The following is a 23393-nucleotide window of genomic DNA, read 5'->3' as shown; positions in this document are numbered from 1 at the left end:
GCGCCCGCAGCGATATCAGCTCGGGCGGTTGGGACCACTCACGGGCCCGAACCCTGCTCGGTGATATCGGTTCGGTCGGCCTCGGGCTCGCGGGGCTGCTCGCCGAGCAGCTCGGCCAGGTCGAGGCCGTAGGTCGGGCCCCCGGTTGCCGCATACGCCGCCAGCCGGGCCCTCCCCCGCTCCGCCAGCCGCGCCGCGCCGACCGAATTCCCGCGGGCCGCATGGGTGTACCCGGCGCACCACTGCGCCATCCCCTGCCACAGGTCCCGCTCCCGATCCGGCCGGTGTTTCCACGCCACCTCGTACGTCTCGTGCGCCGCGAACGGCCGGCCCTCGCTCAGCAGCCGCTGGGCCGCCCGGACGGTCTCGTCGGGCGGCACCGGCTCCTCACTGATGGGCGGTTCGCCGACCGCACCGTAGGGAAGCGGCCGCCCCAGCGCGTCTCTCGGCCGCGCCTGCCTTGGCCGCCCCGACTCGTCGCGATCCCTGCCCATGGCGCTCACGCTCTCAACGTTCTCAGAGCCGCCGCGCTCCGGGCGGCGGGTGCGTCGGCGGTTCGGGCGGTTCGTTCTAAGCTGTACGCCGCGGGGCGTTAGCTCAGCTGGTCAGAGCAGCGGACTCATAATCCGTCGGTCGTGGGTTCAAGCCCCACACGCCCTACGTCGTCGCCGGACTAACCCGTCTGGTCCTTGGTGCGGCCCTCAGTGCGGCGCTGCTTGTTCACCGTGCGCGCGGCGATCTCCTCGGCGCGGTCCTCGCTGCGGCCGCGGTCGAGTTCGGAGTCCTTGACGTGTTCGTACTGCCGCTCGTCCTTCGAGCTCCATTCTTTGGGCATCGCTCCTCCTCGTGTTCGGCGCATTTGCCGGTCGGCGCGGGGGTTCAGGCGGTGGGAGGGCCGTCAAGTGCCCGGCCGTCCTGGGCCGAGCCGCTGGGCCGCTCGATCCGGGGGCCAACCTCATCCGTGGCGAAGGCGGCGGAACGGCTGCCCACCTTGCGGGCCACGCTGAGGTGACCGCCCAGGAACCCGGCGGCGCCGGCAAGTGCCCCGCCCGCGAGCGCGGCGGCGACGCCGGCGCGGTGCTCGCCGGCCCGCCGCAATCCCAGCGACGTCGCAAACAAGCCGGTTGCGACGCCGTTGAGGACGGCGTGCAGGGCGCCGACACGCCCGTCCTCGGTGCCGGTCGTCCGCCACTCGGCTAGCCCGGTCGCCACGGAGGGCACCGCGCCGATCAGTCCGGCGGTGAGCAGCAGTTCGCTGGACGGCCGCTGGTCGGGACCACCGGCCAGGTCGATCAGAATCGCCGAGGTCCAGCACCCCATCGGCATCGCGACGAGCGCGGGATGCAGGGCGTGTCCGGCCGTTCGCCCACGCAACTGATCGCCGAGCACCCCACGCCCCAGCGGTCGCGAGAGCACCTCCATCGGAGCGGCGAGCCGATCCAGAACGGGCACCTGCTCCAGGCGTTGCATGATCTTGACCAGCGGCGAGCCGCCGGCGCTAGGACCGGGCAGCTGACCGACGGCGGGAGTCCAGGTGACCGGTTCGCCCGTGATGTCGCTGATGTCCGTCATGGCCACGCCATACCCGATGCGAGCCATACCAACCCCACGGGCTGAATGTCTGACGCCGACCGGGCACACCTGTGGCGGTAGGAGGCTGAGTCACTCGGCCAGTCCGGGCTGGCTGTCCGGGCGGTGGCGCCGAACGCGCCGGGTGGCGGGAAGGGGCCGGGGGGTCCGGAAGACCTGTTGCGCATGCTCCCACTGCGCCACGGCATTGGCGATCACCACGCCGTAGATCAGCGCCGCCGGCACCGCCACGAAGGCGATCACCGCCGCGAGGTGACCCGGTGAGGCCTCACCGAGCTGCCACCGGAAGAGCCCGTAAGCCAGCGCCACCAGGAGAGCAGCACGCGCGCACGCCCGGCGCGGCTGCAGTAGCCAAGTGAGCTCGTGCAGCCCCCACAGATGACGAATCGCATTGAGCATGGCCGATTCTCACCGATGAACACGCGCTCATCCGAACCAGCTGGCACCCGAATCGACGACTCCCCGACCGGGTGGGCGGGCGTCAGGCGGCCCGCTCCAGCGCGAGCAGGATGGCTTTCGCGTCCGCGCCCCCGGCGTACCCGCCCAGGCTCCCATCAGCGCGCAGCACCCGGTGACAGGGAACCACCACCGGCAGCGGGTTCGTGGCGCACGCCGTCCCGACCGCCCGCACGGCCCGCGGCTTTCCGACGCGGGCCGCGAGCTCGGCGTACGACACGGTCCGCCCGTAATCGATGTCCGGCAGCGCCGCCTGCACCACTCCCCGAAAACCCGTGCTCAGCCGGCGATCCAGAGGGAGGTCGAAGCCCCGACGGGCGCCGTCGAAATACTCCTCCAGCTGCCGCGCCGCGTCCTCCAGCCGAGCCGGCGCGGCCAGGACGCGTGGGCTCACCCGCTCCGCGAGGTCGGAAAGGACGGCATCGACGCCGTCCCGCGCGAAGGCGACGCGCACCAGGCCACGCGCAGTGGCCGCGAGCAAGAGGACGCCGACGGGAGTATCGAGCTCTCGGTAGGCGACGTCAAGGATCCCGTCGCGCTCGGCCCGCTCCGCCAGGCGCCCACGCAGATCCGCCAGATCCCCTGCAGCCCCATGGAATTGGTCAGCCAACTGGTCGCTCATGCTGTCCTCCCGCCGGGTCACTCGAACCCTCCGTCCCGCGCCGTCGTCAGTTCCCGACGCAACGCCGCGATGCCGTCCGCCGACGCTCGCCGGACGGCCGCCGCGCTCCCCCCGATGAGCTCCGCCGTCTCCACGTGCGAGAGCCCACCCAGGTAGTGGTAGGCGACGGCGAGGCGCTGCCGCTCGGGGAGCCGCGCCACGCTCCGCCAGACGTCGTGTTCGCCGGCCTCAGCGGCGGGATCTCCATGGCGAGAGGGTGATTCCGGTACGGCGTCCGTCGGCACCGCCCGGCGACCTCGCGCGCGGGTGACGTCGATGGCCTTCCGATGGGCGATGCGCACCAGCCACGCCTGCACGTTTGCCTCATCGGGCAGGTCGGGCCAGGCGACCAGTGCGGCGAGAAACGTCTCGGACCAGGCGTCCTCGGCGTCGGGCCCCGACCCGAGCACCGCCCGGCACACCCGCAGCACGGTCGCCCCGTGGGCGTCGACGGCCTGCTCGAAGGGAACCCGCATGGCGCCGCCAGGCCGCTCAGAAGAGCCGGTCCGGGCTTGCGCCGACGGGCTGTTCCAGAGCCAACAGCGCGCGCTTGCGGTCCAATCCCCCGGCGAACCCGCGTAGTCCACCGTCCGCGCCCAGAACCCGGTGACACGGCACGACGATGCTCAGCGGGTTGTGCCCCACCGCCTGTCCAACCGCCTGGGCCCGGCGCCGGTCGCCGAGGCGGTCCGCCAGCTCGCCGTACGTAGTCGTGGAGCCGTAGGGGATCTCGCACAGCAGTGCCCACACCCGCTGCGCGAATGCGTCCCCCGCGGCGCGCAGGGGCAGCTGGAAAGTCCGCCGCTGCCCAGCCAGGTACTCCCGCAGCTGCGTCGCGGCCCGCCCGAGCACCGGGTCGCGGGGGCGCGTGGCGTCGGTGATGTCGGTGGGCGCGCCGATCTGGTCGGGCGCGGGCGGGTACCGGTGGTCCGGGAAATACACCCCCGCCAGTTCGTCCCCGTCCGCGACGAGCAGCAGGTCGCCCAGGGTCGTGGGCACGTGCGCGTGCCGACGGATGGCGGCGTGCGTCGCCGGCGCGGTGTCGCCTGCGGCGCGGCGCCGCGCCCCTGTCGTGACGTCGTCGGCGGCGGCCATGCTCACGATCGTCCCCACCCGGTGGCGGCGTCCATGGTCTGCTCCCTACTCTCGGCGTACCCAGCATCCCGTAGACGCACCGCGAGCCCGATGTGTGAGGCCCAGGGTGGGGGTGGTTGGGCCGAGCGTAGGGTGGGCGCGGCGTGCTGGCGACGTCGCCGTACGTCGTTGCCCGGATCTCGCCTCAGGAGTCAGCCATGATCCTTATCACCGTAAAGTTCCCTATTCGCAGCGACCGGCAGCATGACTGGGAGAAACTGTCGACCGACTACGCGACCGCGGTGGCCGCCGAGCCCGGCTGCATATTCTTCGAGTTCTCCCGCAGCGTCGCGGACCCGCAGACCTACGTCTGCATCGAGGGTTTCCGGGACAGCGCCGCGGGCGAGGAGCACATGCGCCAGGACCACGTGTCCCGATTCATGGCGGAGATGCCGGACATCGTCTCGGCGCAGCCGCAGATCATCTATGTGGACACCCCGGACGTCGACGGATTCGGGCCGATGGGCGAGATCGTCCCGCGCGACGCCTGACCTCCAGGTCCGCCTCCAAGGGGCGTCCGAGCGTCCGCCCGGACGCCCTTGAGGCATGCTTCTGCAGGGCGGATCGCAACACCGAACACCCATGTCGGCCTGGCACTTTCGTCGGCTTGCGGGCCTTCGCGTAGCTGGCAGCTTGGAGGCTGCTCCGGCACGACAAACCGGACAAGGCTCGCGCACCATCCCCGCCTGGCAACGTCGGGGAACCCTATTTGTGTGCGCGTCAAGCCCATCGGGGGCTCATCGGCATCGTCGGCCATAGGCATATGTCGACCGCCAGGAATGCTGGCCATGCCGAATTGCGTCCGCACCACTTTGGAGGACACCTCATGCCCAATTACGTTCGTTTTAGTCCCGATGTCGAGACGCCCGTGGACAACGAGGCCGCGCTGATCGATGACATCACCGAGATGATGGCGCAGGCCAACCTGGCGGAATTCGAGAAGAACCGGCACGCCGTACGCGACGCGCACGCGAAGAGCCATGGCGTGTTGGCGGGTCGCCTGGTGATCCGTCCCGACCTCCCCGAGCACCTGCGGCAGGGGATCTTCGCCTCCGCCGGGACCCACGACGTGGTCGTTCGGCTCTCCTCGGCCCCGGGCGGAGTTCGCCCCGACGACATCCCCCAGCCCCGCGGCTTCGCGCTCAAGGTGATGGAGGTGGACGGACCCCGGCTTCTGATCGGAGACGAGAGCCATAACCAGGACTTCCTGCTGGTCAACATCCCCTCGCTGGCATTCGGCACGATCCCGAAATACAAGGACATGCTGCCCATGCTGGAGACCCGCGCCGGCTTCCCCTCGGCCGTGCAGCGTGCCGGGGCGGCGGTCGCCCGCGGCGTCGAGCACGTGGTCGAGGGTGTGGGGCGAGAGGCGAGTTCCACGCTGCAGGGACTCGCGTCCAGCAACCACCACCTGCTGGGCGAGACGTACTTCAGCCAGGGCGCGCTGCGATTCGGCGACTACATCGCCAAGATCTCGGTCGCGCCCTCCTCGGACAATGCCCGCGCCCTGACCGGCAAGGACATGGCGGACCTGTCCCAGTCGGGCATCGAACGAGCGGTGGCCGACGTCACCCGCGACCAGTCGGTGGCCTTCGACCTGCGCGTCCAGTTGTGCACCGACCTGGCCGCCATGCCGGTCGAGGATGCAGCGATCGAGTGGTCCGAGAAGGAGTCGCCCTACGAGGTGCTGGGCACGATCACCTTCCCGCCGCAGGACAGCTTCTCGGATCCACGCCGGGTCTGGGCCGACGACGCCCTGGCCTTCAGCCCCTGGAACGGCGTCGAGGCTCACCAGCCCCTCGGATCGATCATGCGGATCCGCCGCCACGTCTACCAGGTGTCCAGCGACCGTCGACACCGCATGAACGCGGTACCGCTCACCGAACCCCGTTCCCTCGCCGACGTTCCCGCCTGATCAGGAGGACGACATGAGCCAGCAAACCGACACCGGAACCGACCCGCGCCTCGCCGACGAGTCCACCCTCGAAGAGATCCGTCGCCGCGTCGAGGAGGTCGCCGCGGACGCCCCCCACATCGTGAAGATCGCGCTCGAGGCGATGGTCCGCGATCACAACCCTGATCTGAAGGGCACCGCGCAATCGGCGGGCCGGGCCGGCCTGCAGTCGGGCAACGTGTCCGAGCTGACGGCCATCGCCAACCTGAAGCCCGGGGGCGCCGACCGCCTCCGCCGCATCTTCAACCTGACGAACGGCAACATGGACGGGGCCCAGCGGGTCTCCACCCTGCACGACATGCGGTTCGTCTTCCTCGACAACGACACGCGCATTCTCTTCGCGACGGCGTACGACGGGGACTGGGACGCCTACATCAACGATTTCGCCACGAAGATTCCAGAACTGATGGACCTGTTGTTCCAGAACATCGAAGGGTGGCCGGGCATCGACAGCCCGGACGTGAAGGATTTCATCGCCGACCACCAGATCGACGCGGCCGGGTGGTTCGTCGCCAATCCGCAGGTGACGGTCGTCGACGTACGCCGTTACCAGCGAATGGATCACGCCCTGCAGGAGTTCCTGGACGTGATGAACACCAACGAGACCACCCGCGCCGCTCTCAAGGACCTCACCGACGAATTGGCCAAGCCGGAGCCGGTGGATTACTGAGATGGGTCTCCTTGCCGCGCTTCGCGAGCGGTTCCACGATGAGGACGTGTCGTTGGACCTGGACGACATCCAGGCGTTGATCCTTCGCAACCGTCCGGAGCCCTACTTCGGCCTGCACGCCATGCTTCATGTCGATGACCCCGCCGGCGGCCGCGACCTGATGGCCCGCCTGGCGCCGCACATCCCCTCCGCCGCGGGGTTCACCGAAGACCTTGAGTCGTGGACCGGCGTCGCGGTCAGCTTCGCCGGGCTCCAGGCGCTGGGCTTGCCCGAGGAGTCCCTCGCCAGCTTCCCGATGGCGTTCCAGCAGGGCATGGCCGCGCGGGCCGACATCCTGCGGGACGTCGGTGAGAACGCCCCGGAGCACTGGGACGAAGGGTTCCGGGATCGCCGCTGCCACATCGCGCTCACCATCTACGCGGCCGACGAACGCGCCCTGGCCCGCGCGGTGGGCACCGCGATGGACGAGCTCGACGCGTCCAGCGGGGTGACTCTCCTCGGCACCCACGCGTTCGGCGCTGACGAGGAAGCGAAGAACCCCTTCGGCTTCCGGGACGGCATCGCGCAGCCGACGATCAAGGGCAGCGGCGTCGAGCCCTTCCCCGGCGACCAGGAGGCCATCGCCCCCGGCGAGTTCATCCTGGGCGAGGACAGCGAGACGGGCAGCCCACTCGGGCGTACCGCAGCCGGACCAGCTCGGGCGCAACGGCAGCTATGTCGTGCTCCGCAAGTTCGTGAGCCGCGTCGGCGCGTTCAACGACTTCCTGCGGGACCACGCCGACGGCGAACAGGAGCAGCAGCGGCTGGGCGCCAAGATGTTCGGCCGGTGGCAGTCGGGCGCGCCGCTCATCCTCGCGCCGAACCGGGACAACCCCGAACTGGGCGCCGACCCGCTGCGCAACAACGATTTCACCTTCGCCGATGACGCAAAGGGCCTCATGTGCCCGCATTCCGCGCACATGAGGCGGATGAATCCTCGCGACAGCCAGATGACGATTTTGACCGACGTCAAGATCAAGCGCATCGTCCGGCGATCTTCGACGTTCGGCCCCAAATGGTCGCCGGAGCTCACCGCCGCCGACGATGCCGCCGAGGATCGCGGGCTGTATTTCATCTTCATCAGCGCGCGCGCCTTCGACACCATCGAGTTCATGCAGCAGGAGTGGATCAACCGCGGCAACTTCGTCGACCTGGCCGACGAGCGGGACCCCATCGTCGGGTTGCACCCCGAGCCCGGTCAGTTCACCGTTCCGGAGGAACCGGCGCGGGAGCGCGTCAACGGCGTGACCACGTTCAATCGCATGGCGGGCGGCGAATACATGTTCATGCCGTCCATCTCGGCGCTCGAATGGATCGGCTCAACCGGCTGGACCACCTGAACGGGCGGGCAGCGTCCGACTGGGCCGGTGTGGATCGCGCCGGCCCAGTCGGAGCGGCGTCAGAGGCCCTGCGCCGGGAAACGGTCCCACACGCGGTGCGTGCCGAGCAGGTCGGCCAGCGCGGCCACCCCGGCGGCCGCGTCGTCGGCGGCCACCACGCCCGGGGCGTCCTCCTCGATGCCGGCGGCCGCCAGCGCACCCTCGGCCGCAGCCAGGTAGGCGATGGCCTTGCAGTGCCGGTACATCTCGCCGAGCAGCATCGACAGCCGCGGGTCGATCGCGGTGTTCGGGATGCCGGAGGGGTCCCCGGCCTTGGCGTCGATGCCGCCGGTGGCGTCCGGTCCGGGCGTGATGCCCGAGACGAGCAGCAGCGCGTCGTACTCGATCGACCTGGTGCCCAACAGCGTTCGGTGCACGGGCACGCCGCCGGTGCCACCGAGGAAGCCGCCGTGCCCCGCGAGGACGAAGGCTGTCATGCCCGCCGACTCCACAGCGTCGACCGCCGCGCGCACCGCGTCCAGGTCCGCCTCGTCCGAGGCGACGACACCGACCACGCGACCCGCGACGGGGTAGGTGACGCCGGGCTTGATCTGCGCCAGCGCCGGGCTGGGATCCACCTCGGGCACGGCTGTCGTCGGCTCGGGCACGGCCATTCCGAGCCCGGTCGCCACCCGCTGGGCCAGGCCGGCGTCGATGGCCGCCAGGTGCGCGAGCTGCCGCTCCCGGATGGCCGACTCGTAGCACTTGCCCAGTTCGAAGGTGTACGCCGCGGCCACGTGGTCCTGCTCGGCCGGGGTCAGACTCCGCAGGAACATCCGGGCCTGACTGAAATGGTCCCCGAACGATTCGGGCACCGCACGAACCTTCTCCCCCGAGACCGGCGCGGCCACCTCGACGAACGGCCGCTGGTCCGCCGGGGTCGCGGCGGGATTGCCCGCGTCCAGGGAGTTGGGCCGGTACGGCGCGACGCCGGTGTGCACCCCGCCCTGGTGGAACCCGTCCCGCAGCATGTCGTTGACCGGGCAGTGCGGCCGATTGATCGGGATCTGGTTGAAGTTCGGGCCGCCCAACCGGGTGAGCTGGGTGTCGATGTAGCTGAACAGGCGCGCCTGCAGGAGCGGGTCGTTCGTGACGTCGATGCCCGGCACGACGTGGCCGGGGTGGAAGGCCACCTGCTCGGTCTCGGCGAAGTAGTTCGTCGGGTTCGCGGTGAGCACCAGCTTCCCGAGCATCTGCACCGGGCACAGCTCCTCGGGCACGAGCTTGGTCGGGTCGAGCAGGTCGATCCCGGCGAACATCTCGTCTTCGGTGTCGGGCATGACCTGCACCCCGAGCTCCCACTCCGGGTAGGCGCCCGCCTCGATCGCGTCGGCCAGGTCGCGACGGTGGAAGTCCGGGTCGGCGCCCTGGGTCAGCTGCGCCTCCTCCCACACCATCGAGTGCACGCCCGCGACCGGCTTCCAGTGGAACTTGACCAGGCAGGTCTCCCCCGCGGCGTTGGTCAGCCGGAAGGTGTGCACGCCGAAGCCCTCCATGGCGCGGTAGGACGCCGGGATACCGCGGTCGGACATGTTCCAAATCGTGTGATGCTGCGCCTCGGTGTGCAGCGAGACGAAGTCCCAGAACGTGTCGTGCGCGCTCTGGGCCTGCGGAATCTCCCGGTCCGGGTGCGGCTTGGCCGCGTGGACAAGGTCGGGGAACTTGATCCCGTCCTGGATGAAGAACACCGGCATGTTGTTGCCGACCAGGTCGAAGGTGCCCTCATCGGTATAGAACTTCACGGCGAAGCCGCGGGTGTCGCGCACCGTGTCGGCCGAGCCGCGCGAGCCCACCACGGTGGAGAACCGCACGAACACGGGGGTGGTCACGTCCGCAGCGAGGAACCCGGCAGAGGTGATCTTGCCGGCGGTGCCGTACGAGGTGAACGTCCCGTGCGCGCCCGCGCCGCGGGCATGCACGGCGCGCTCGGGGATGCGTTCGTGGTCGAAGTGCGTGATCTTCTCCCGCAGGTGGTGATCCTGCAGGAGGGTAGGGCCGCGCCGGCCCGCCTTGAGGGAATGGTCGGTGTCGCGAAGCCGTACGCCGGCAGCGGTGGTCAGGAACTCGCCGGACTGCGCCCGCGATGTCGCCGGGGCGCCCGTGGGGCTTCCGGTGGCCGACACCTGCTCGGGCCCCTGCTGGTCCGGGTTGGGCACGGGTGGCGGCCCGGGAGTGGTGGGCTGCTCGACCGTGGGGGGCGGGTTCTCTGCGGGCATGGCGGATCCTTCCGTGGTAACCGGTGTGTGGGGTCATGTGCCCGAATTCCGGCGTTTCATGCGATTGGCTCCTGGATGAGCTTGCGCATGGCGCGAGGGGGTATGGGCCTGCCATCGGTACGCCGAGATCTGTCACGACGGAGGACGCCATGACGCACGGACAGCCCGCCCCGCCCCGCCGGCCGCGCCCGTCCGACGAGCCGCCGGCCTCGCGCGGGGCGGGCCAGGGCCACCCCCGCGGGGCGGGCCAGGGCCACGCCCGCGGCGCGAGCCAGGGAAATGCCCGCGGTGCCACCGAGGTCGTCGACGCGGTCGTGATCGGCGCGGGACACCACGGCCTGGTCGCGGCGGCGACGCTGGCGGACGCCGGCTGGGACGTCCTCGTGCTCGAGGAGCGGGCCGTCGTCGGTGGCGCGGTGGCCTCGGTCGACCACGACGGCTGGATCATGGACGAATTCAGCGCCTGCTATCCCCTCGCGGTCGCCTCGCCGATCCTGCCCGGACTGGGTCTGGAGGACCACGGATTGCGGTGGGCCTCCGCCCGCACTCAGGTGGCCCACCTGGCCTGGCCGCAGGACACGTGGGCTCCCGCCGTACGGTCTCGCCCGCAGGACACCGCCGCCCTCCTGGCCGAGGACGACCCCCGCGACGGACCCGCCTGGATGCGGCTGGTGGAGCAGTACCAGGCGATCAAGGAGCCCTTCCTACAGGCGCTCCTGACCCGCTGGCCCCCGGTCCTGCCCGCGGGGCGGCTCGCGGCCGCGGTCGGGCCGGCCCACCTGCCGGACCTGGTGCGCTTCATGCTGCTGCCGACGACCCGGATGGGTGCGGAGGTGTTTCACGGCCGGGCCGGGCGGGAGCTGCTCGCGGGCAACGCCATGCACGCCGACGCGCCGCCGACGGCGCCGGTCAGTGGCGTCTTCGGCTGGCTCATGACGATGCTGGCGCAGGACGTGGGGTTCCCCTCCCCCGTCGGCGGCGCGGCGCAGCTCGCCCATGCGCTGCTGGGCCGGACCCAGGCCGCGGGTGTGCGGGTCGACCTCGGCACCATCGTCCGACGCGTCGTCGTGCACGACGGCGCCGCCGGCGGCGTGGAGACCTCAGACGGTCGGCGGATCAAGGCTCGGCGGGCGGTGATCGCCGACACGAGCGCCCCGATCCTCTACGAACGGCTGCTGGAGGCGCACGAGGTCCCCGCCGGATTGCGCGCCCGGCTGCGCCAATTCGAGTGGGACCTGCCGACGGTCAAGCTCAACTACCGGTTGTCCGGCCCCATGCCCTGGCGCGCGGAACAGGCCCGAGGGGCCGGCGTCGTGCACGTCGGGCGGGGCGTCTCCGGACTCGTGCAGTGGTCCGCGGACCTGGAGGCGGGCACGATCCCACAGCACCCGTTCGCGCTGATCGGACAGATGAGCAGCATCGACCCGTCGCGCTCTCCGGCCGGAACGGAGACCCTGTGGCTCTACACCCACCTGCCCCGCGGCGTCACCGACGACGGCGCCGCGGGCGAGCTCGTGGCGAACAGCGAGGCGATGCTCGACGAGTACGCCCCCGACTGGCGCGACCTCATCGTCGAACGCTGGACGCAGACGCCGGCGACGCTGGAAGAAGCCAACGCCAACCTCGGTCAGGGCGCCGTCGGCGGGGGCACGCAACAGCTGTTCCAGCAGGCCATCTGGCGGCCCGGGACGGGCTTCGGCGGCCCGCGCACCCATCTGCGGGGGCTCTATCTGGGCAGCGCGGCCAGTCACCCCGGCGGTGGGGTGCACGGTGCCTGCGGCTACCTCGCCGCCCGGGCCGCCCTCACCGACGCCAAACCGTGGGGTCGCCGCGGGGAGACCGTCCGGTTGGCCGCGGTGCGCAGGCTGTACGCCGACGCCTCCCCGCCCTGGGTGTGGCCGGGCGCCTGACCGGCTCAGGGCTCCTGGCGGCGCTCGGCCATGAGCGCGAGGCGATGCAGGGTCTCGGTGTTGCGGGCGCGCAGGGCCGCAGAGCGGGCGGGACGGGGTACGACGAGCGCGGGCCCGGTCACGAAGTCCTCGGCCATGCGGATCACCGTGCCGCCGCCGTCCGGGGTGAGCGTGATGTCGACCTTGGCCTCCCCGACGGGACGCGTCCGGGCAAGCAGCACGATGCGGGAGCCGGGTTCGCACTCCAGCACCTCGGTGTCGTCGTTCAACACCGCGGGCCACGTGCCGACCGAATGGTGAACGTGCGCCCCGACCGCCGGCCAGCCGGCCTCGACGGCCCGCACCCGGCTGGCTCCGACGACCCACGAGGCGAAGGTCCACCCGTCGGCGATCACGGCCCAGACGGCGTCCGGCGTTGCGGTAGTGCGGCGTTCGACGACACTCATGGCTGGCCTTTCGCGGAACCGGAGGTGTTGGCCCAAGGCATACCCGTCCTGGCCACCCGCAAACCGCCGGCGACGCGGCCTGCGATCAGCCGATGGCTACTGGCGATGGTCCAACCAGCGGGGACGGGTTGGGGGCCCCATCGGCCGGCGTCGTGGCCGGTGGTCGGCTGGTGCTGGCCTGGTCGCGCTCGTCGGTCGCGTAACAGGCGGCGCAGGTCTCGGGGATGCGCCCGCTCGCCAGGCGGGCGCGGAGCTGCTGGTAGGCGTCGTTGTTCCAGATGTCGCGGATGCTCTGCTCGTGGAGATTCCCGACGGCGTAGCGCGTCGGGTCCGACAGGACGCAGCAGGGCGTGACATCCCCGGCCGCGGAGATGAACGGTCGGGTCCAGGGCCACCGGCAGACCTGGTCCCGGTCGTACAACTCGTCGGAGTGCGCGAAGTCGATGCCGACCTCCGCCGCCGTGCGTTCGGCCTCCGCAAGCGGGCCGGTGAGCCCGGGGTGATCCCGGACCCGGGTGCCGAGGTTGACGTCCTCCATGTCGCGCCGGCCCCAGTCGACCAGGACCGTGTGCGCGACCACCGCGTCGAGGCCCAGCTGCGCCGCGAGTCGAACGACGTCGGGGAGTTCGTGGACGTTTCGGGTGGTGACCACCATGCGCGCGTCGAGTCGTGGCCGGCGCCCGCCGTACCGCGACCGCGCCTCCGTCAACCGGCGCACGTTCGTGCGGACCCGGTCGAGTGAGGACCGGACCCGGATGGCCTCGAACACTTCAGGGGTCGCCCCGTCGAGGCTGAACGTCACCCGGGTGTCGGTGTCCAGCAACGCATCTCGGACCTCATCGGTCATCACCGAACCGTTGGTGGTGAGGTCGGCGCGGATGCCGCGCTGGGCGAGGCGGCGGAGCAGCGCCGGGGTTTCGCGGTTGAGGAGCGGTTCGCCCATGCCCTGCAGGGTCACCTCGGCCACGCGCGGGAACTGATCCAGGATCCGGTCCAGTCCGGCGAGGTCCAGGCTGACCCGCGCGTTGTCCCAGTGGGTGACCTGACAGTGCGCGCACCGGTAGTTGCAGTAGTTGTTCGGCTCGACGTCGAGCAGCAGGGGCAGGACGGGAATCCGCGTCCACCGGCGTGCCAGCGCAGCGTCGAGGAGGACCTGCTGGGCGGCCATGCGCGGACCGTGGCGCAGGCGGCGCACGTACAGTCCGCCGCGTCGGGCCACCCGCCCGGCGAGGCGGATCCATCGAGCATGCGACGTCATCCGTGCACCTCCCGCCGGAACCTGGTGTGCGCCAGGGTACGTCGCCGCACGGCCGAGCCCCGGCGCCCCGCCGGTCGACCCCGGTGCGGCGGGACGGCTGGGACATAATCGCGGGGTGACGCGACCGCTCGTGAGCGTGATCATCCCCGCCTTCAACGCGGAACGCACCCTCGGCGAGGCGATCTCGAGTGCGCTGATGCAGACGTACGCGCCCCTGGAGATCGTGGTCGTCGACGATGGCTCGACCGACCGGACGGCGCAGATCATGGCGGGGTACGGTCCCTTGATCCGGGCCGTGAGCCAGCCCCGGGGCGGCGTGTCCGCCGCGCGCAATGCCGGCATTCGAGCCGCCCGCGGCGCCATGATCGCCCTGCTCGACGCGGACGACGTGCTCCTCCCCCCGCACGTCGAGGCGGCGATGCGGGTCTGGGCCCGCGCCGGTGGTGGCCGTCGCCACGTGGCCGCGGACGCCTCGCTGTACGGCGCCCGCGGGATCAAACGCCGGCGCGTGCTGCCGGACCGCATGCCGCGCCGCCTGGAGGGTCAGCGCCGCCGGATCATGGAGCACAACATCGTCGCGATGTTCCACGTGTACCCGCGGGCGATGTGGTCGGAGATCGGCGGGTACGACGAGTCGATGCGGGCCGTCGAGGACTGGGACTTCGCCGCCCGTGCCGTGTATTCGGGGTGGGAGGTCGTGCGGCAGCCCACGCCGTACGCGCTCTATCGGCGCGGCCCGGGCACGTTGTCCACCGATGGGGCCGCGATGAGCGTCGGGGAACGGGCGTTTCGGCGGCACATCCTGGAGGCGTTCGGGGCGTGCATGAGTGCCGAGGAGCGGTTGCAGGCCGAGGTCCCGCTCCGCCGCGGGACGTGGTCGGAGCACGTCGCCGCCGGCGAGGCCGCGCTGGCGCGGGCCGAGGGTGCCCGGGCGGCCGATGCCTTCGCGGCGGCCGCGGCGATGGCCCCGCACGATCCGCGTCTACGGCGCAAGGCGCTGGCGCTGCGGGTTCCGGGGGTGTGGCGCGCCTACGCCGCGCGGCAGGCCCGCCGCGCCGAGGGCCGGCTGTTGCCGGAACCATCCGCGCCCCCGGCGTCCTAGAGTCGACCGGTGGGTGCTGTCCGCCGAGCCAGGAGACTGCTTCAGCTGACGCGAGCGCCCGCGCTGTCGTCCAGCCGAATTCCCCTGCTGGCTTGGACCCCCCGATCGCAACTCGTGACCCCGGTGACGGAACGACCACGGCCGGCGTACCCGGCCATCGACGTGCACACGCACCTGGGTCGTTGGCTGTCCCCAGCCTGGGCGGCTCCCGATGTCACGGCGCTGCTCGACGTGCTGGACGCGGCCAACGTCGAGCGTGTGGTCAACCTCGACGGGCGCTGGGGTGAGGAGTTGACCGCGAACGTCGAGCGCTATGACAGGGCCCATCCCGGGCGATTCACGACGTACTGCCACGTGGACTGGTCGCTCCTGCGCGCCGGCGCCCCCGCGTCAGCGCTGGTGGGGCAGCTGGAGGATTCCGTTCGGCGTGGGGCGCGGGGGGTCAAGGTGTGGAAGGACCTCGGGCTGCGTCTGCGCACCGCGACGGGCGCCCGCCTGCGGACCTGCGACGAGGACGTCGTCACGGTGTTGCGCAGGGCGGGCGAGCTGGGCCTGCCGGTGCTCATCCACACCGCCGATCCCCCGGCGTTCTTCGATCCGATGGACGGGGACAACGAGCGCATCGAGGAGTTGACGCGCCATCCCCACTGGCGGGTGGCCGACGCGCGGCGCTACCCGACGTTTGCGACGCTTCTGGGCGAGTTCGACCAGCTCCTGTCGGCGGCGCCGCAGACGCAGTTCATCGGTGCGCATGTCGGCGCCCACGCCGAGGACCTGGCGGACGTGTCGGCCCGCCTGGAGGTGCATCCAAATCTCGTGGTGGACATCGCCGGTCGCCTGTCGGAACTGGGGCGCCAGCCGCGGGCCTTCGCCCGGCTGGTGGCTCGGCACCCGGACCGGGTGCTCTTCGGCACCGACAGCCACGGTGCAGACCCGGACACGCTGGGTCGGTACTTCAGGTTCTTGGAGACGGACGACGAGAACTTCGCGTACTCCCGGAGCGAGCCTCCGCCCGCCGGCCGGTGGCGCATCACCGGAGCCGATCTTCCCGATGCGTTCCTGCGCGCCATCTATCGCGACAACGCCCTGCGCCTGGGGCTGTAGCGGGAGTTCCTGTTCAGCGCGGGGCTCGCGACGGTCACCGGTCGCCTGGGTGGCAATCCGTCGAACCCAGGGACACTGGTGGGCGAATGACAGCATTCTGCTAGTGCCGCGTGTAGTTAGTTCATTTACGGTTGCCGGGTTGCGATGATGGGGTATGGCCAATCGACCTGCCCCGGCACTGGGACTGCGTGATGGTGACCGTGCCGAGCTTGCCCGGTTGACTCGGTCGTCCTCGGCTCGGGCCGGTCTGACGCAACGCGCCCGGATCGTGCTGCTCGCGGCGGACGGTGAGTCGAACACGGCAATCGCGGCGAAGGTGGGCGTGTCACGGCCGACGGTGATCGGCTGGCGCAATAGGTACGCCGCGCATGGCATCGCGGGACTGGACGAGGAGCCCCGGTCGGGTCGCCCGAGGACGATCGATCACCGGCAGATCGTGGCGCAGACCTTGAGACCGCCGCCGAAGAAGTACGGGGTGACCCACTGGTCCTCCAGGTTGCTGGGTCGCCACCTTGGCATCAGCAATGGAACGGTGGCCAAGGCATGGCGCGACTATGGCGTGGCACCGTGGCGGGTGGAGACCTTCAAGTTCTCCACCGACCCCGAGCTGATCGCCAAGGTCACCGACGTGGTCGGGCTCTACCTGGCTCCGCCGGAGAACGCGATCGTGCTGTGCGTGGACGAGAAGTCCCAGATCCAGGCCCTGGACCGGACCGCACCGATGCTGCCGATGCAGCCCGGGCTGCCCCAGCGGCGCACCCACGACTACCGGCGCAACGGCACCACGACGCTGTTCGCCGCGCTGGAAGTCGCCACCGGCAAGGTCACCGGCGCGTGCAAGCCGCGCCATCGGCATCAGGAGTTCCTGACCTTCCTCAGGCAGGTCGCCCGGGCCTACCCAACGGTCGAGCTGCACCTGGTGATGGACAACTACGCCGCCCACAAACGCGTCGAGGTCCGCGACTGGCTGGCCGCCAACCCCAGGATTCACGTGCACTTCACCCCGACCTCGGGCTCCTGGCTCAACCTCGTCGAGGTCTGGTTCAGCATCATCGAACGGCAGGCGATCCACCGCGGCACCTTCAGATCGGTCAAGGACCTCAACGCCAAGATCCGCGCCTTCGTCGACGGCTGGAACGACCGCTGCCATCCCTTCGTCTGGACCAAGACCGCCGACGAGATCCTCAAGAAGGCCAACCGTCAGACCACTTCAAACACGGGACACTAGAAGCTGTCACCTGAGGGAGGTGCGGTGATGGCGGTCTTGACGATTCGAAATGTCCCCGATGAGGTACACCGCGCATTGCGGCAGCGCGCAGCCCAGCACAACCGGAGCGCCGAGGCGGAAGTGCGCGCCATTCTGAGCGCCGCCCTCTTGCCGTCTCAGCGCGTCCTGCTCGGCGATGCCCTCGCGTCACTCGGCCGCGACCTCGAGATCACGGATGACGACGTCGCCCTCCTGGAAGACATGCGCGACGCCCCTGCACCAGAGCCGATGACGCTGCCGTGATCGTCCTGGACACCTACGTCGTATCCGAAGCGATGCGACCACAACCACATCCTCCCGTCATGACCTGGCTGATCGCCCGGGACTGCTGAAGGTTTGATTGTCACTTTGGGTGTGGTGGTTCAGGCCGCGTGAGCGGGCCAGTAGATGGTCTCAAACTCGATCGGCGTGGTCTTGCCCAGGGCCCGTTGCCGGCGACGGCGGTGATAAGTCCGCTCCATCCAGGTGACGATCGCCAGGCGCAGCTCGGCACGGGTGGTCCAGCGGCGACTGTTCAGGACGTTCTTTTGCAGCAGCGCGAAGAAGGACTCCATGGCGGCGTTGTCCGCCGATGACGCCACGCGTCCCATGGACCCCGACAATCCGCGGGCGTGCAACGTGGCCACGTAGGGGCGGGAGCGAAACTGGCTGCCCCTGTCCGCGTGGACCACACAACCGGCCACCGCGGTGGGTCCGCGGCGGGCGATGGCCATCTGCAGGGCGTCCACCGCGAGGTGGGCGGGTATCTGGTCACTGATGGAGTAGCCGACGATCCGGCGGGACCAGACGTCCTTGATCGCGCACAGGTACAGCTTGCCCTCAGCGGTGGGGTGCTCGGTGATGTCGGTCAGCCACAACCGGTTCGGCCCGGCAGCGGTGAAGTCGCGTTCGACCAGGTCGTCGTGAACCGGCGGTCCGGGCTTCTTCCATCTCCCCCTCGCGCGGGCGTGCGCGGACACGATGCCGGCGTGGGAGCAGATCTTCCACACCCGCCGCTCCGAGAGCTGGTGTCCGGCCGAGGCGAGCTCGTCGGCGATGAACCGATATCCGAAGCCCGGGTCGTCAGGGTGGACCTCGAACGCGGCGTTCGTCGCATACGCATCGACCAGGTCCCGCTCGCTGACCGGGTGGGCGCACCAGGCGTAGAACGCTTGCGGTGAGAACTTCAGCACCCGGCAGGTCACCGTCACAGGGATCCCGTCGACGGCAAGGTCACGGACCAGCGGGTAGGTCATTTTGGGCACTGGCCCAGCCTCAGGTTCGCCTGGGACAGGTACGCCGCGGCGCGACGCAAAACCTCGTTCTCCTGCTCCAGGAGCCGGATCTTCTTCTTCGCCTCGCGCAGCTCCTCGTTCTCGACCCTGGTCACGCCGGGACGGACACCGTCCTCGACGTCGGCTTGGTGCAGCCAGTTCCGCAGGCAGGACTCCGAGATCCCGAAGTCTTTCGCGAGCTGAGCGATCGGCGCCTCGCCACGACGGGCGACCGCGACCACGTCGTCGCGGAACTCTTTGGGGTGGGGTGCAGGCATGTCGACATCCTTCCAGCGGGGACCTCACGTCCCCACAGATCAGGTGTCAACCGAACCTTCAGCAGTCCCAGGCCGCCCATGCGCTAGCCCCGGTCTTTCATGACGGTGCCGACGATGCGTATCGGCGTGGATTACGACGCCGTTTCGGCGTGAATTCTGACGTCACCGCGTCTTGGGTTGAGGCCGTCGGCGTGAATTCTGGCGTCAGTGGCGCGTGGGGGCCTGCGGGCGTCCGGCGTTGGGGTTTGCTTCCCGGTATGGGCCGGGCTTGACGTGGCCGGTGTCGGGGTCAAGACGCGACGCGCAGCGTCGCCCGCGAAGCGGCCGTGGGGTCTTGACGCCGGCAGCGGCCACGTTCGGATCGTCGAGGTCCGGGAAGACTCTTGTATGCGCAGGTGCGCAGCTGTCAGGCTGGCGCGCATGGGCCTCACGGTGCGGTGTCGCGGGGATGGGCCGTCGGCTGAGGTGGTAGCTCAGGCCAGTGAGACGTTGGCGTTGTTGGCCTCACCGGCGCGGTTGCAGATCGTGTGGTTCATCGGCGATGAGGAGGCCGACGTCACCAGCCTGACGCAGGCGTTGGGGTTGGCTGGTCCGGCGGTGAGTCAGCATTTGACGAAGCTGCGGCTGGCCGGGGTGGTCGCGTCCCGACATGAGGGGCGTCGGCGCCTGTATCGGGTTGCGGATCCGCAGGTGGTGGCGTTGACCCGGCAGATCATCGGCATCCACGGCTATCAGCCGTCGCCGCGGTAGGCGTTGGGGTGGGCGTGATGACCGAGCGGAGCAAGACGCAGCTGTACGCCGATATCCGCCGGGACGCCCGCGCCGGTGTCGGCGTTCGTGAGCTGCAACGCAGATACCGGGTGGGGTGGGCTACGGTCAACGCCGCGACACAGGCGGCGTGGCCGGCGGCGCGGGCGAGGTACTCGCCACGGCTCTCGAAGCTGGACGTGTTCAAGGAGGTCATCGACGCGATCCTGGTCGAGGACTTGGACGCTCCGCGCAAGCAGCGACATACTGCACGGCGGATCTTCGCGCGGTTGCTGGATGAACACGGCATGACCGGGGTGTCCTACGACGTCGTGCGCCGCTACGTCAAAGAGCGCCGCCAGCAGATCCGCGCCGAGCACGGTCGTGGCGAGCCGGGCGTGTTCATTGCGCAGACGCACCATCCCGGCCGGGAAGCCGAGGTCGACTTCGGCGATGCCGCGATCTACCTGGCCGGGGAGCTGGTCACGGTCCACGTGTTCTCGTTCCGGATGAGTTACTCCGGCAAGGCAGTTCATCGGGCATTCCTGACCGGTGGACAGGAGGCGTTCTTCGAAGGGCACGTCCACGCCTTCCACGTCCTGGGCGGTGTCCCGGCGGGGCGCATCAAGTACGACAACCTCAAAGCCGCCGTCGCCCAGGTCATCGGTTTCTCCCGACAGCGGGTCGAGACCGACCGGTGGATCGCGTTCTGCTCGCACTGGGACATCGACCCCTGGTACTGCCAGCCCGGCCAGGAAGGCGCCCACGAGAAGGGCGGCGTGGAGGGCGATGTCGGCTGGTTCCGCCGCAACCACCTGGTCCCGGTGCCCCGGGTCGACTCGATCGCCGAACTCAACGCGCTGATCGAGGGCTACGACGACACCGACGACAAACGCCGGATCGGCGCCAGGATCCACACCGTCGGCGAAGCGTTCGCTCAAGAACGCACGCTGCTCAAACCGGTGCCGGTGGAGCCCTTCGAAACGGGGCTGTGGTTGACCCCGCGGGTGGACCGGTTCGCCCAGGTCACGGTCCGCTCGAACCGGTACTCGGTGCCGGCGCGCTTGATCGGGCGGCAGGTGCGGGTTCTGCTGCACGCCTCGACATTGGCGGTCTACGAGGGGCGGGTCCTGGTGACCGAGCACGAACGACTGCTCGGCAGGGGACAGTCCCGGCTGGTCCTGGATCACTATCTGGAGGCGTTGACCCGCAAACCGGGAGCGTTGCCCGGGTCCACCGCCCTGGAGCAGGCTAGGGCCGCAGGAACCTTCACCGCCACGCATGAGGCCTGGTGGGCCGCAGCGTGCAAGGCCCACGGCGACGCCGAAGGGACCCGCGCACTGATCGAAGTGCTGCTGCTACACCGACACATGCGCCACCTCGACGTGGTCGCCGGGATCGCGCCGCCCTGTCGGCTGGGGCTCTGACCGCGGACGCTGTCGCATTGGAAGCCCGCAAGATCGCCGACGCCACCCCCGTCGCGGTGGCTGCCGAACCGGACTCGGTGCAGGTGCCCGGTGCGGCCGCGGAGCCGGTGTCGTCCCTGACCAGACACCGACTCGCCAGGCTCCCCGGAGATACCCGACCGTTGCCGCGTGTCGATCTCTACGACCAGCTTCTGCAGCGTCGAACCCCCGAAGGAGGACCCGGATGACCGCCCCCTCCAGCCCTGCCCGTCGTGGGATGACCGAGCAGGCGGCGACCACCGCGATCGACCAATCATGTCGGATGCTGCGGCTGCCGACCGTGCGGGCGCACTTCGAGGACTTCGCCGATACCGCCGCCCGGCAGCAGCAGTCCTACCGGGCGTTCCTGGCCGAACTGCTGCTGGCCGAGTGCGACGACCGGGCCCGGCGACGATCCGAACGGCGAATCAAGGCCGCCGGGTTCCCCGCGAGAAATCGCTGCGAACCTTCGACTACCACGCCAACCCCAACCTCGATCCCGCCGTCATCAACACCCTCGCCGGCTGCGACTGGATCCGCAAAGGTCAACCCCTGTGCCTCATCGGCGACTCCGGGACCGGCAAGTCCCACCTGCTCATCGCCCTGGGCACCGAGGCCGCAATGGCCGGCTTCCGGGTCAAGTACACCCTCACCGCGAAACTGGTCAACGAACTCGTCGAAGCCGCCGACGAAAAGACCCTGTCGAAGACCATCGCCCGCTACGGCCGTGTCGACCTGCTCATCTGCGACGAACTGGGCTACCTCGCCCTAGACCGTCGAGGAGCCGAACTGCTCTTCCAAGTTCTGACCGACAGGGAGGAGCGGGCCAGCGTGGCGGTCGCGTCGAACGCCGCGTTCAGCTCCTGGGGCCAAACCTTCACCGACCCCCGCCTCTGCGCTGCGATCGTCGACCGCCTCACCTTCGGCGGCAACATCATCGAGACCGGCATCCGACTCCTACCGGCTGGCCCACACCCTCGCCACCCAGACCCCACCAGCAGCCCCCAAGTGACGCCAGAATTCACGCCGACAACCCAACCCCGGGACCGCCCACTGACGCCAGAATTCACGCCGATACGACGCCGAGACCCGCGCCTGTAGCCACGACGACGGCATCGCTGCGTGGGGTGAGTCGATGACGGTGCGCGGGTACGACGTTGGGCCGGCTGGCGCTGCCGGGCTGCGGTTCTCCGGGTCGTGATGTCGTGGGCGGACGGGGGGGTCAGGCGGGTTGTGGGATCGCGGCGATGTTGGCGAAGACTGCGACGATCGCGGCCGCCCATGGCCACGACTCGGGTATCCGCAAGCGTCGTCGGCGGGCGCTGTGAGTCAGCCGGGCTGGGACGTGAAGGAAGCGGTAGCGCAGCGCTTTCGGCTCACACGCCGCCAGCGACTTCGCGTCTCCGGTCAGTGCGAGGAGCCGGGTCCATGCGGTCAGGTCGGCAGCGATCTGCACCAGCATCAGCCACACCCGGTTGATCTCGAACTCCCGCGACGGGAACCGCCCCAGCCCCGAGTCCTTGGCGTGCCGGATCCGGTCCTCGACCCGAGCGTGCGCCCGATGCCGGGCCTCGAGGAAAGCCAGTTGTCCGGTCGTGGTGTTGGTGACGAAGGCTTGGTAGCGCCAGCCGTCACGTTCCTCGAACAGCGACAGTTGGGCGCCGGGATGGGGTCGTTCGCGGCGCACGATGACGCGCATTCCGGTCGGCCAGCTGCTCAGGTCCAAGAGCCCGGTGAGCTCGGCGACGTCACCTCCTTCGCGGATCCCACCGTCGGCGTCGAGTGCCGGGGTCCAGACCTTCTTCGGGACCAGGTCGATGGCGTCGCGGATCTTCTCGGTGACCGCGAAACCCACGCTGTACTCCACGCTGCGGCCACGGACCCGGTTCTGCTCGGTAAGCCAGTCCAGCAGCTTGTGCGATGCGCCCGCGCCGTCGGAGCGGATGAGCAGCTTCTTGCGGTGCGTGCCGGGGATCTGCGCGATCGCGTCGGTGAGGACCTCGATGTGGTCGGCGGCGGTGTTCGAGCCGGCATTGCCAGCGCGGAGCTTGGCGGCGAGGAACTCACTCGTGTTGTCGCACCACACCCCGAGTGGGTGGAACCCGAAGGTCCGCTTGAACGTGGCCGCCGCGTTCTCCTTCTCGCTGTGGCTGATCACGATGGTCGCGTCGGTGTCGAGCACGATCAGATCGTCAAGATCGGTCCCGGCGACCTTGCTCGCCGGGACGCCGTCAGGCAGCTGGGACCAGACCTGGCGGCGGACCCGCGCCCGCGCGTTCTGGATCCTCTTCAACCGGCCAGGTGTGACCTCGTCCAGTGCCCGCCACACCGTCGGCGCCGACGCGACACGGCCCAGCACGCTGGACTGGTGGCGCAGCACGTCGATGTCGGCGATCGCCTCCCCGCCGTCCCCTGTGCGTCAGGCTGAGGTGAGACACCCCTTCTGAGTTCTTTCCCTCTGCACGGGGCGGAGAAGCGAGACAC

At 70.1% G+C, this 23393-nt stretch carries 18 protein-coding genes, 1 tRNA gene and 6 pseudogenes; 13 read left to right on the top strand and 12 right to left on the bottom strand.

From position 1 onward, the window contains the following. Positions 1–38: 38 nt before the first annotated feature. The gene (locus IPK37_16705) at positions 39–494 is read right to left on the bottom strand and encodes a DUF309 domain-containing protein (GenBank protein QQS02959.1); all 456 of its coding nucleotides are present in this window, start codon (positions 492–494) and stop codon (positions 39–41) included. A gap of 92 nt (positions 495–586) precedes the next feature. On the opposite strand from IPK37_16705, the gene IPK37_16700 reads away from it, so the two are divergent. Further along, positions 587–660, top strand: a tRNA-Ile gene (locus IPK37_16700). A gap of 19 nt (positions 661–679) precedes the next feature. Here the strand turns inward: IPK37_16700 and IPK37_16695 are convergent. From IPK37_16695 to IPK37_16670, 6 genes and pseudogenes are all read right to left on the bottom strand, one after another. After that, positions 680–835, bottom strand: a pseudogene (locus IPK37_16695) (addiction module toxin RelE). A gap of 44 nt (positions 836–879) precedes the next feature. Continuing rightward, positions 880–1572, bottom strand: a complete 693-nt coding sequence (locus IPK37_16690; GenBank protein QQS00458.1) for a (2Fe-2S)-binding protein — start codon at positions 1570–1572, stop codon at positions 880–882. A gap of 90 nt (positions 1573–1662) precedes the next feature. Continuing rightward, positions 1663–1989: a hypothetical protein gene (locus IPK37_16685; protein QQS00457.1), complete on the bottom strand. Its 327-nt coding sequence runs from the start codon at positions 1987–1989 to the stop codon at positions 1663–1665. Positions 1990–2071: 82 nt separating this feature from the next. Further along, on the bottom strand, positions 2072–2668 hold the full coding sequence (locus tag IPK37_16680) for a methylated-DNA--[protein]-cysteine S-methyltransferase (GenBank protein ID QQS00456.1): 597 nt from the start codon (positions 2666–2668) through the stop codon (positions 2072–2074). Positions 2669–2685: 17 nt separating this feature from the next. Next, positions 2686–3183, bottom strand: a complete 498-nt coding sequence (locus IPK37_16675; protein QQS00455.1) for a sigma-70 family RNA polymerase sigma factor — start codon at positions 3181–3183, stop codon at positions 2686–2688. A 16-nt stretch (positions 3184–3199) separates the two neighbouring features. Beyond that, a complete protein-coding gene (locus IPK37_16670) occupies positions 3200–3802 on the bottom strand; it encodes a methylated-DNA--[protein]-cysteine S-methyltransferase (protein ID QQS00454.1) in 603 nt (200 codons plus the stop codon). A 197-nt stretch (positions 3803–3999) separates the two neighbouring features. Between IPK37_16670 and IPK37_16665 the strand changes: the two genes are divergently transcribed. From IPK37_16665 to IPK37_16650, 4 genes and pseudogenes are all read left to right on the top strand, one after another. Next, positions 4000–4332, top strand: coding sequence for an antibiotic biosynthesis monooxygenase (locus IPK37_16665; GenBank protein QQS00453.1), 333 nt, complete (start codon positions 4000–4002; stop codon positions 4330–4332). Between the two features lie 335 nt (positions 4333–4667). Then, positions 4668–5756 (top strand): catalase family protein, encoded by a 1089-nt coding sequence (locus IPK37_16660; GenBank protein ID QQS00452.1) that lies wholly within the window; start codon positions 4668–4670, stop codon positions 5754–5756. A 13-nt stretch (positions 5757–5769) separates the two neighbouring features. Beyond that, complete coding sequence (locus tag IPK37_16655) at positions 5770–6465, top strand: hypothetical protein (protein ID QQS00451.1); 696 nt, start codon at positions 5770–5772, stop codon at positions 6463–6465. Between the two features lies 1 nt (position 6466). Then, positions 6467–7844: pseudogene (locus tag IPK37_16650) on the top strand (Dyp-type peroxidase). A 59-nt stretch (positions 7845–7903) separates the two neighbouring features. Here the strand turns inward: IPK37_16650 and IPK37_16645 are convergent. Beyond that, positions 7904–10099: a catalase gene (locus IPK37_16645; GenBank protein ID QQS00450.1), complete on the bottom strand. Its 2196-nt coding sequence runs from the start codon at positions 10097–10099 to the stop codon at positions 7904–7906. Positions 10100–10248: 149 nt separating this feature from the next. Here IPK37_16645 and IPK37_16640 point away from each other — a divergent pair, with 149 nt between their 5' ends. Further along, on the top strand, positions 10249–12009 hold the full coding sequence (locus IPK37_16640) for an NAD(P)/FAD-dependent oxidoreductase (protein ID QQS00449.1): 1761 nt from the start codon (positions 10249–10251) through the stop codon (positions 12007–12009). A gap of 5 nt (positions 12010–12014) precedes the next feature. On the opposite strand, the gene IPK37_16635 is transcribed toward IPK37_16640, so the two are convergent. Both IPK37_16635 and IPK37_16630 read right to left on the bottom strand, forming a co-directional pair. Next, a complete protein-coding gene (locus IPK37_16635; protein QQS00448.1) occupies positions 12015–12455 on the bottom strand; it encodes an SRPBCC family protein in 441 nt (146 codons plus the stop codon). An 85-nt stretch (positions 12456–12540) separates the two neighbouring features. Further along, the gene (locus tag IPK37_16630) at positions 12541–13713 is read right to left on the bottom strand and encodes a radical SAM protein (protein ID QQS00447.1); all 1173 of its coding nucleotides are present in this window, start codon (positions 13711–13713) and stop codon (positions 12541–12543) included. A 115-nt stretch (positions 13714–13828) separates the two neighbouring features. On the opposite strand from IPK37_16630, the gene IPK37_16625 reads away from it, so the two are divergent. From IPK37_16625 to IPK37_16610, 4 genes are all read left to right on the top strand, one after another. After that, positions 13829–14815 carry a glycosyltransferase gene (locus IPK37_16625; protein ID QQS00446.1) on the top strand — a complete coding sequence of 329 codons (987 nt, stop codon included), beginning with the start codon at positions 13829–13831 and terminating at the stop codon, positions 14813–14815. A 63-nt stretch (positions 14816–14878) separates the two neighbouring features. Continuing rightward, on the top strand, positions 14879–15919 hold the full coding sequence (locus IPK37_16620; GenBank protein ID QQS02958.1) for an amidohydrolase family protein: 1041 nt from the start codon (positions 14879–14881) through the stop codon (positions 15917–15919). Positions 15920–16073: 154 nt separating this feature from the next. Further along, positions 16074–17147, top strand: a complete 1074-nt coding sequence (locus tag IPK37_16615; protein ID QQS00445.1) for an IS630 family transposase — start codon at positions 16074–16076, stop codon at positions 17145–17147. Between the two features lie 27 nt (positions 17148–17174). Next, positions 17175–17429, top strand: coding sequence for a plasmid stabilization protein (locus IPK37_16610; protein ID QQS00444.1), 255 nt, complete (start codon positions 17175–17177; stop codon positions 17427–17429). 119 nt (positions 17430–17548) lie between these two features. Here IPK37_16610 and IPK37_16605 read toward each other — a convergent pair. Continuing rightward, positions 17549–18717 (bottom strand): annotated as a pseudogene (locus tag IPK37_16605) (IS3 family transposase). A 420-nt stretch (positions 18718–19137) separates the two neighbouring features. Here IPK37_16605 and IPK37_16600 point away from each other — a divergent pair. The 3 genes and pseudogenes from IPK37_16600 to IPK37_16590 all read left to right on the top strand — a co-directional run bounded on the left by IPK37_16600 (position 19138) and on the right by IPK37_16590 (position 21921). After that, on the top strand, positions 19138–19467 hold the full coding sequence (locus IPK37_16600) for a helix-turn-helix transcriptional regulator (GenBank protein QQS00443.1): 330 nt from the start codon (positions 19138–19140) through the stop codon (positions 19465–19467). 17 nt (positions 19468–19484) lie between these two features. Continuing rightward, a pseudogene (locus IPK37_16595) lies at positions 19485–21118 on the top strand (IS21 family transposase). Beyond that, a pseudogene (locus tag IPK37_16590) lies at positions 21115–21921 on the top strand (ATP-binding protein). Before IPK37_16595 ends, IPK37_16590 begins: the two co-directional pseudogenes overlap by 4 nt. A 210-nt stretch (positions 21922–22131) precedes the next feature. Here IPK37_16590 and IPK37_16585 read toward each other — a convergent pair. Further along, positions 22132–23319 (bottom strand): annotated as a pseudogene (locus tag IPK37_16585) (IS1380 family transposase). Positions 23320–23393: the final 74 nt, after the last annotated feature.

Origin of the sequence: Austwickia sp. (genome assembly GCA_016699675.1) — a bacterium.
In the GTDB taxonomy this organism is placed as follows: domain Bacteria; phylum Actinomycetota; class Actinomycetes; order Actinomycetales; family Dermatophilaceae; genus Austwickia.
This window is presented reverse-complemented; position numbering and strand designations above follow the sequence as displayed.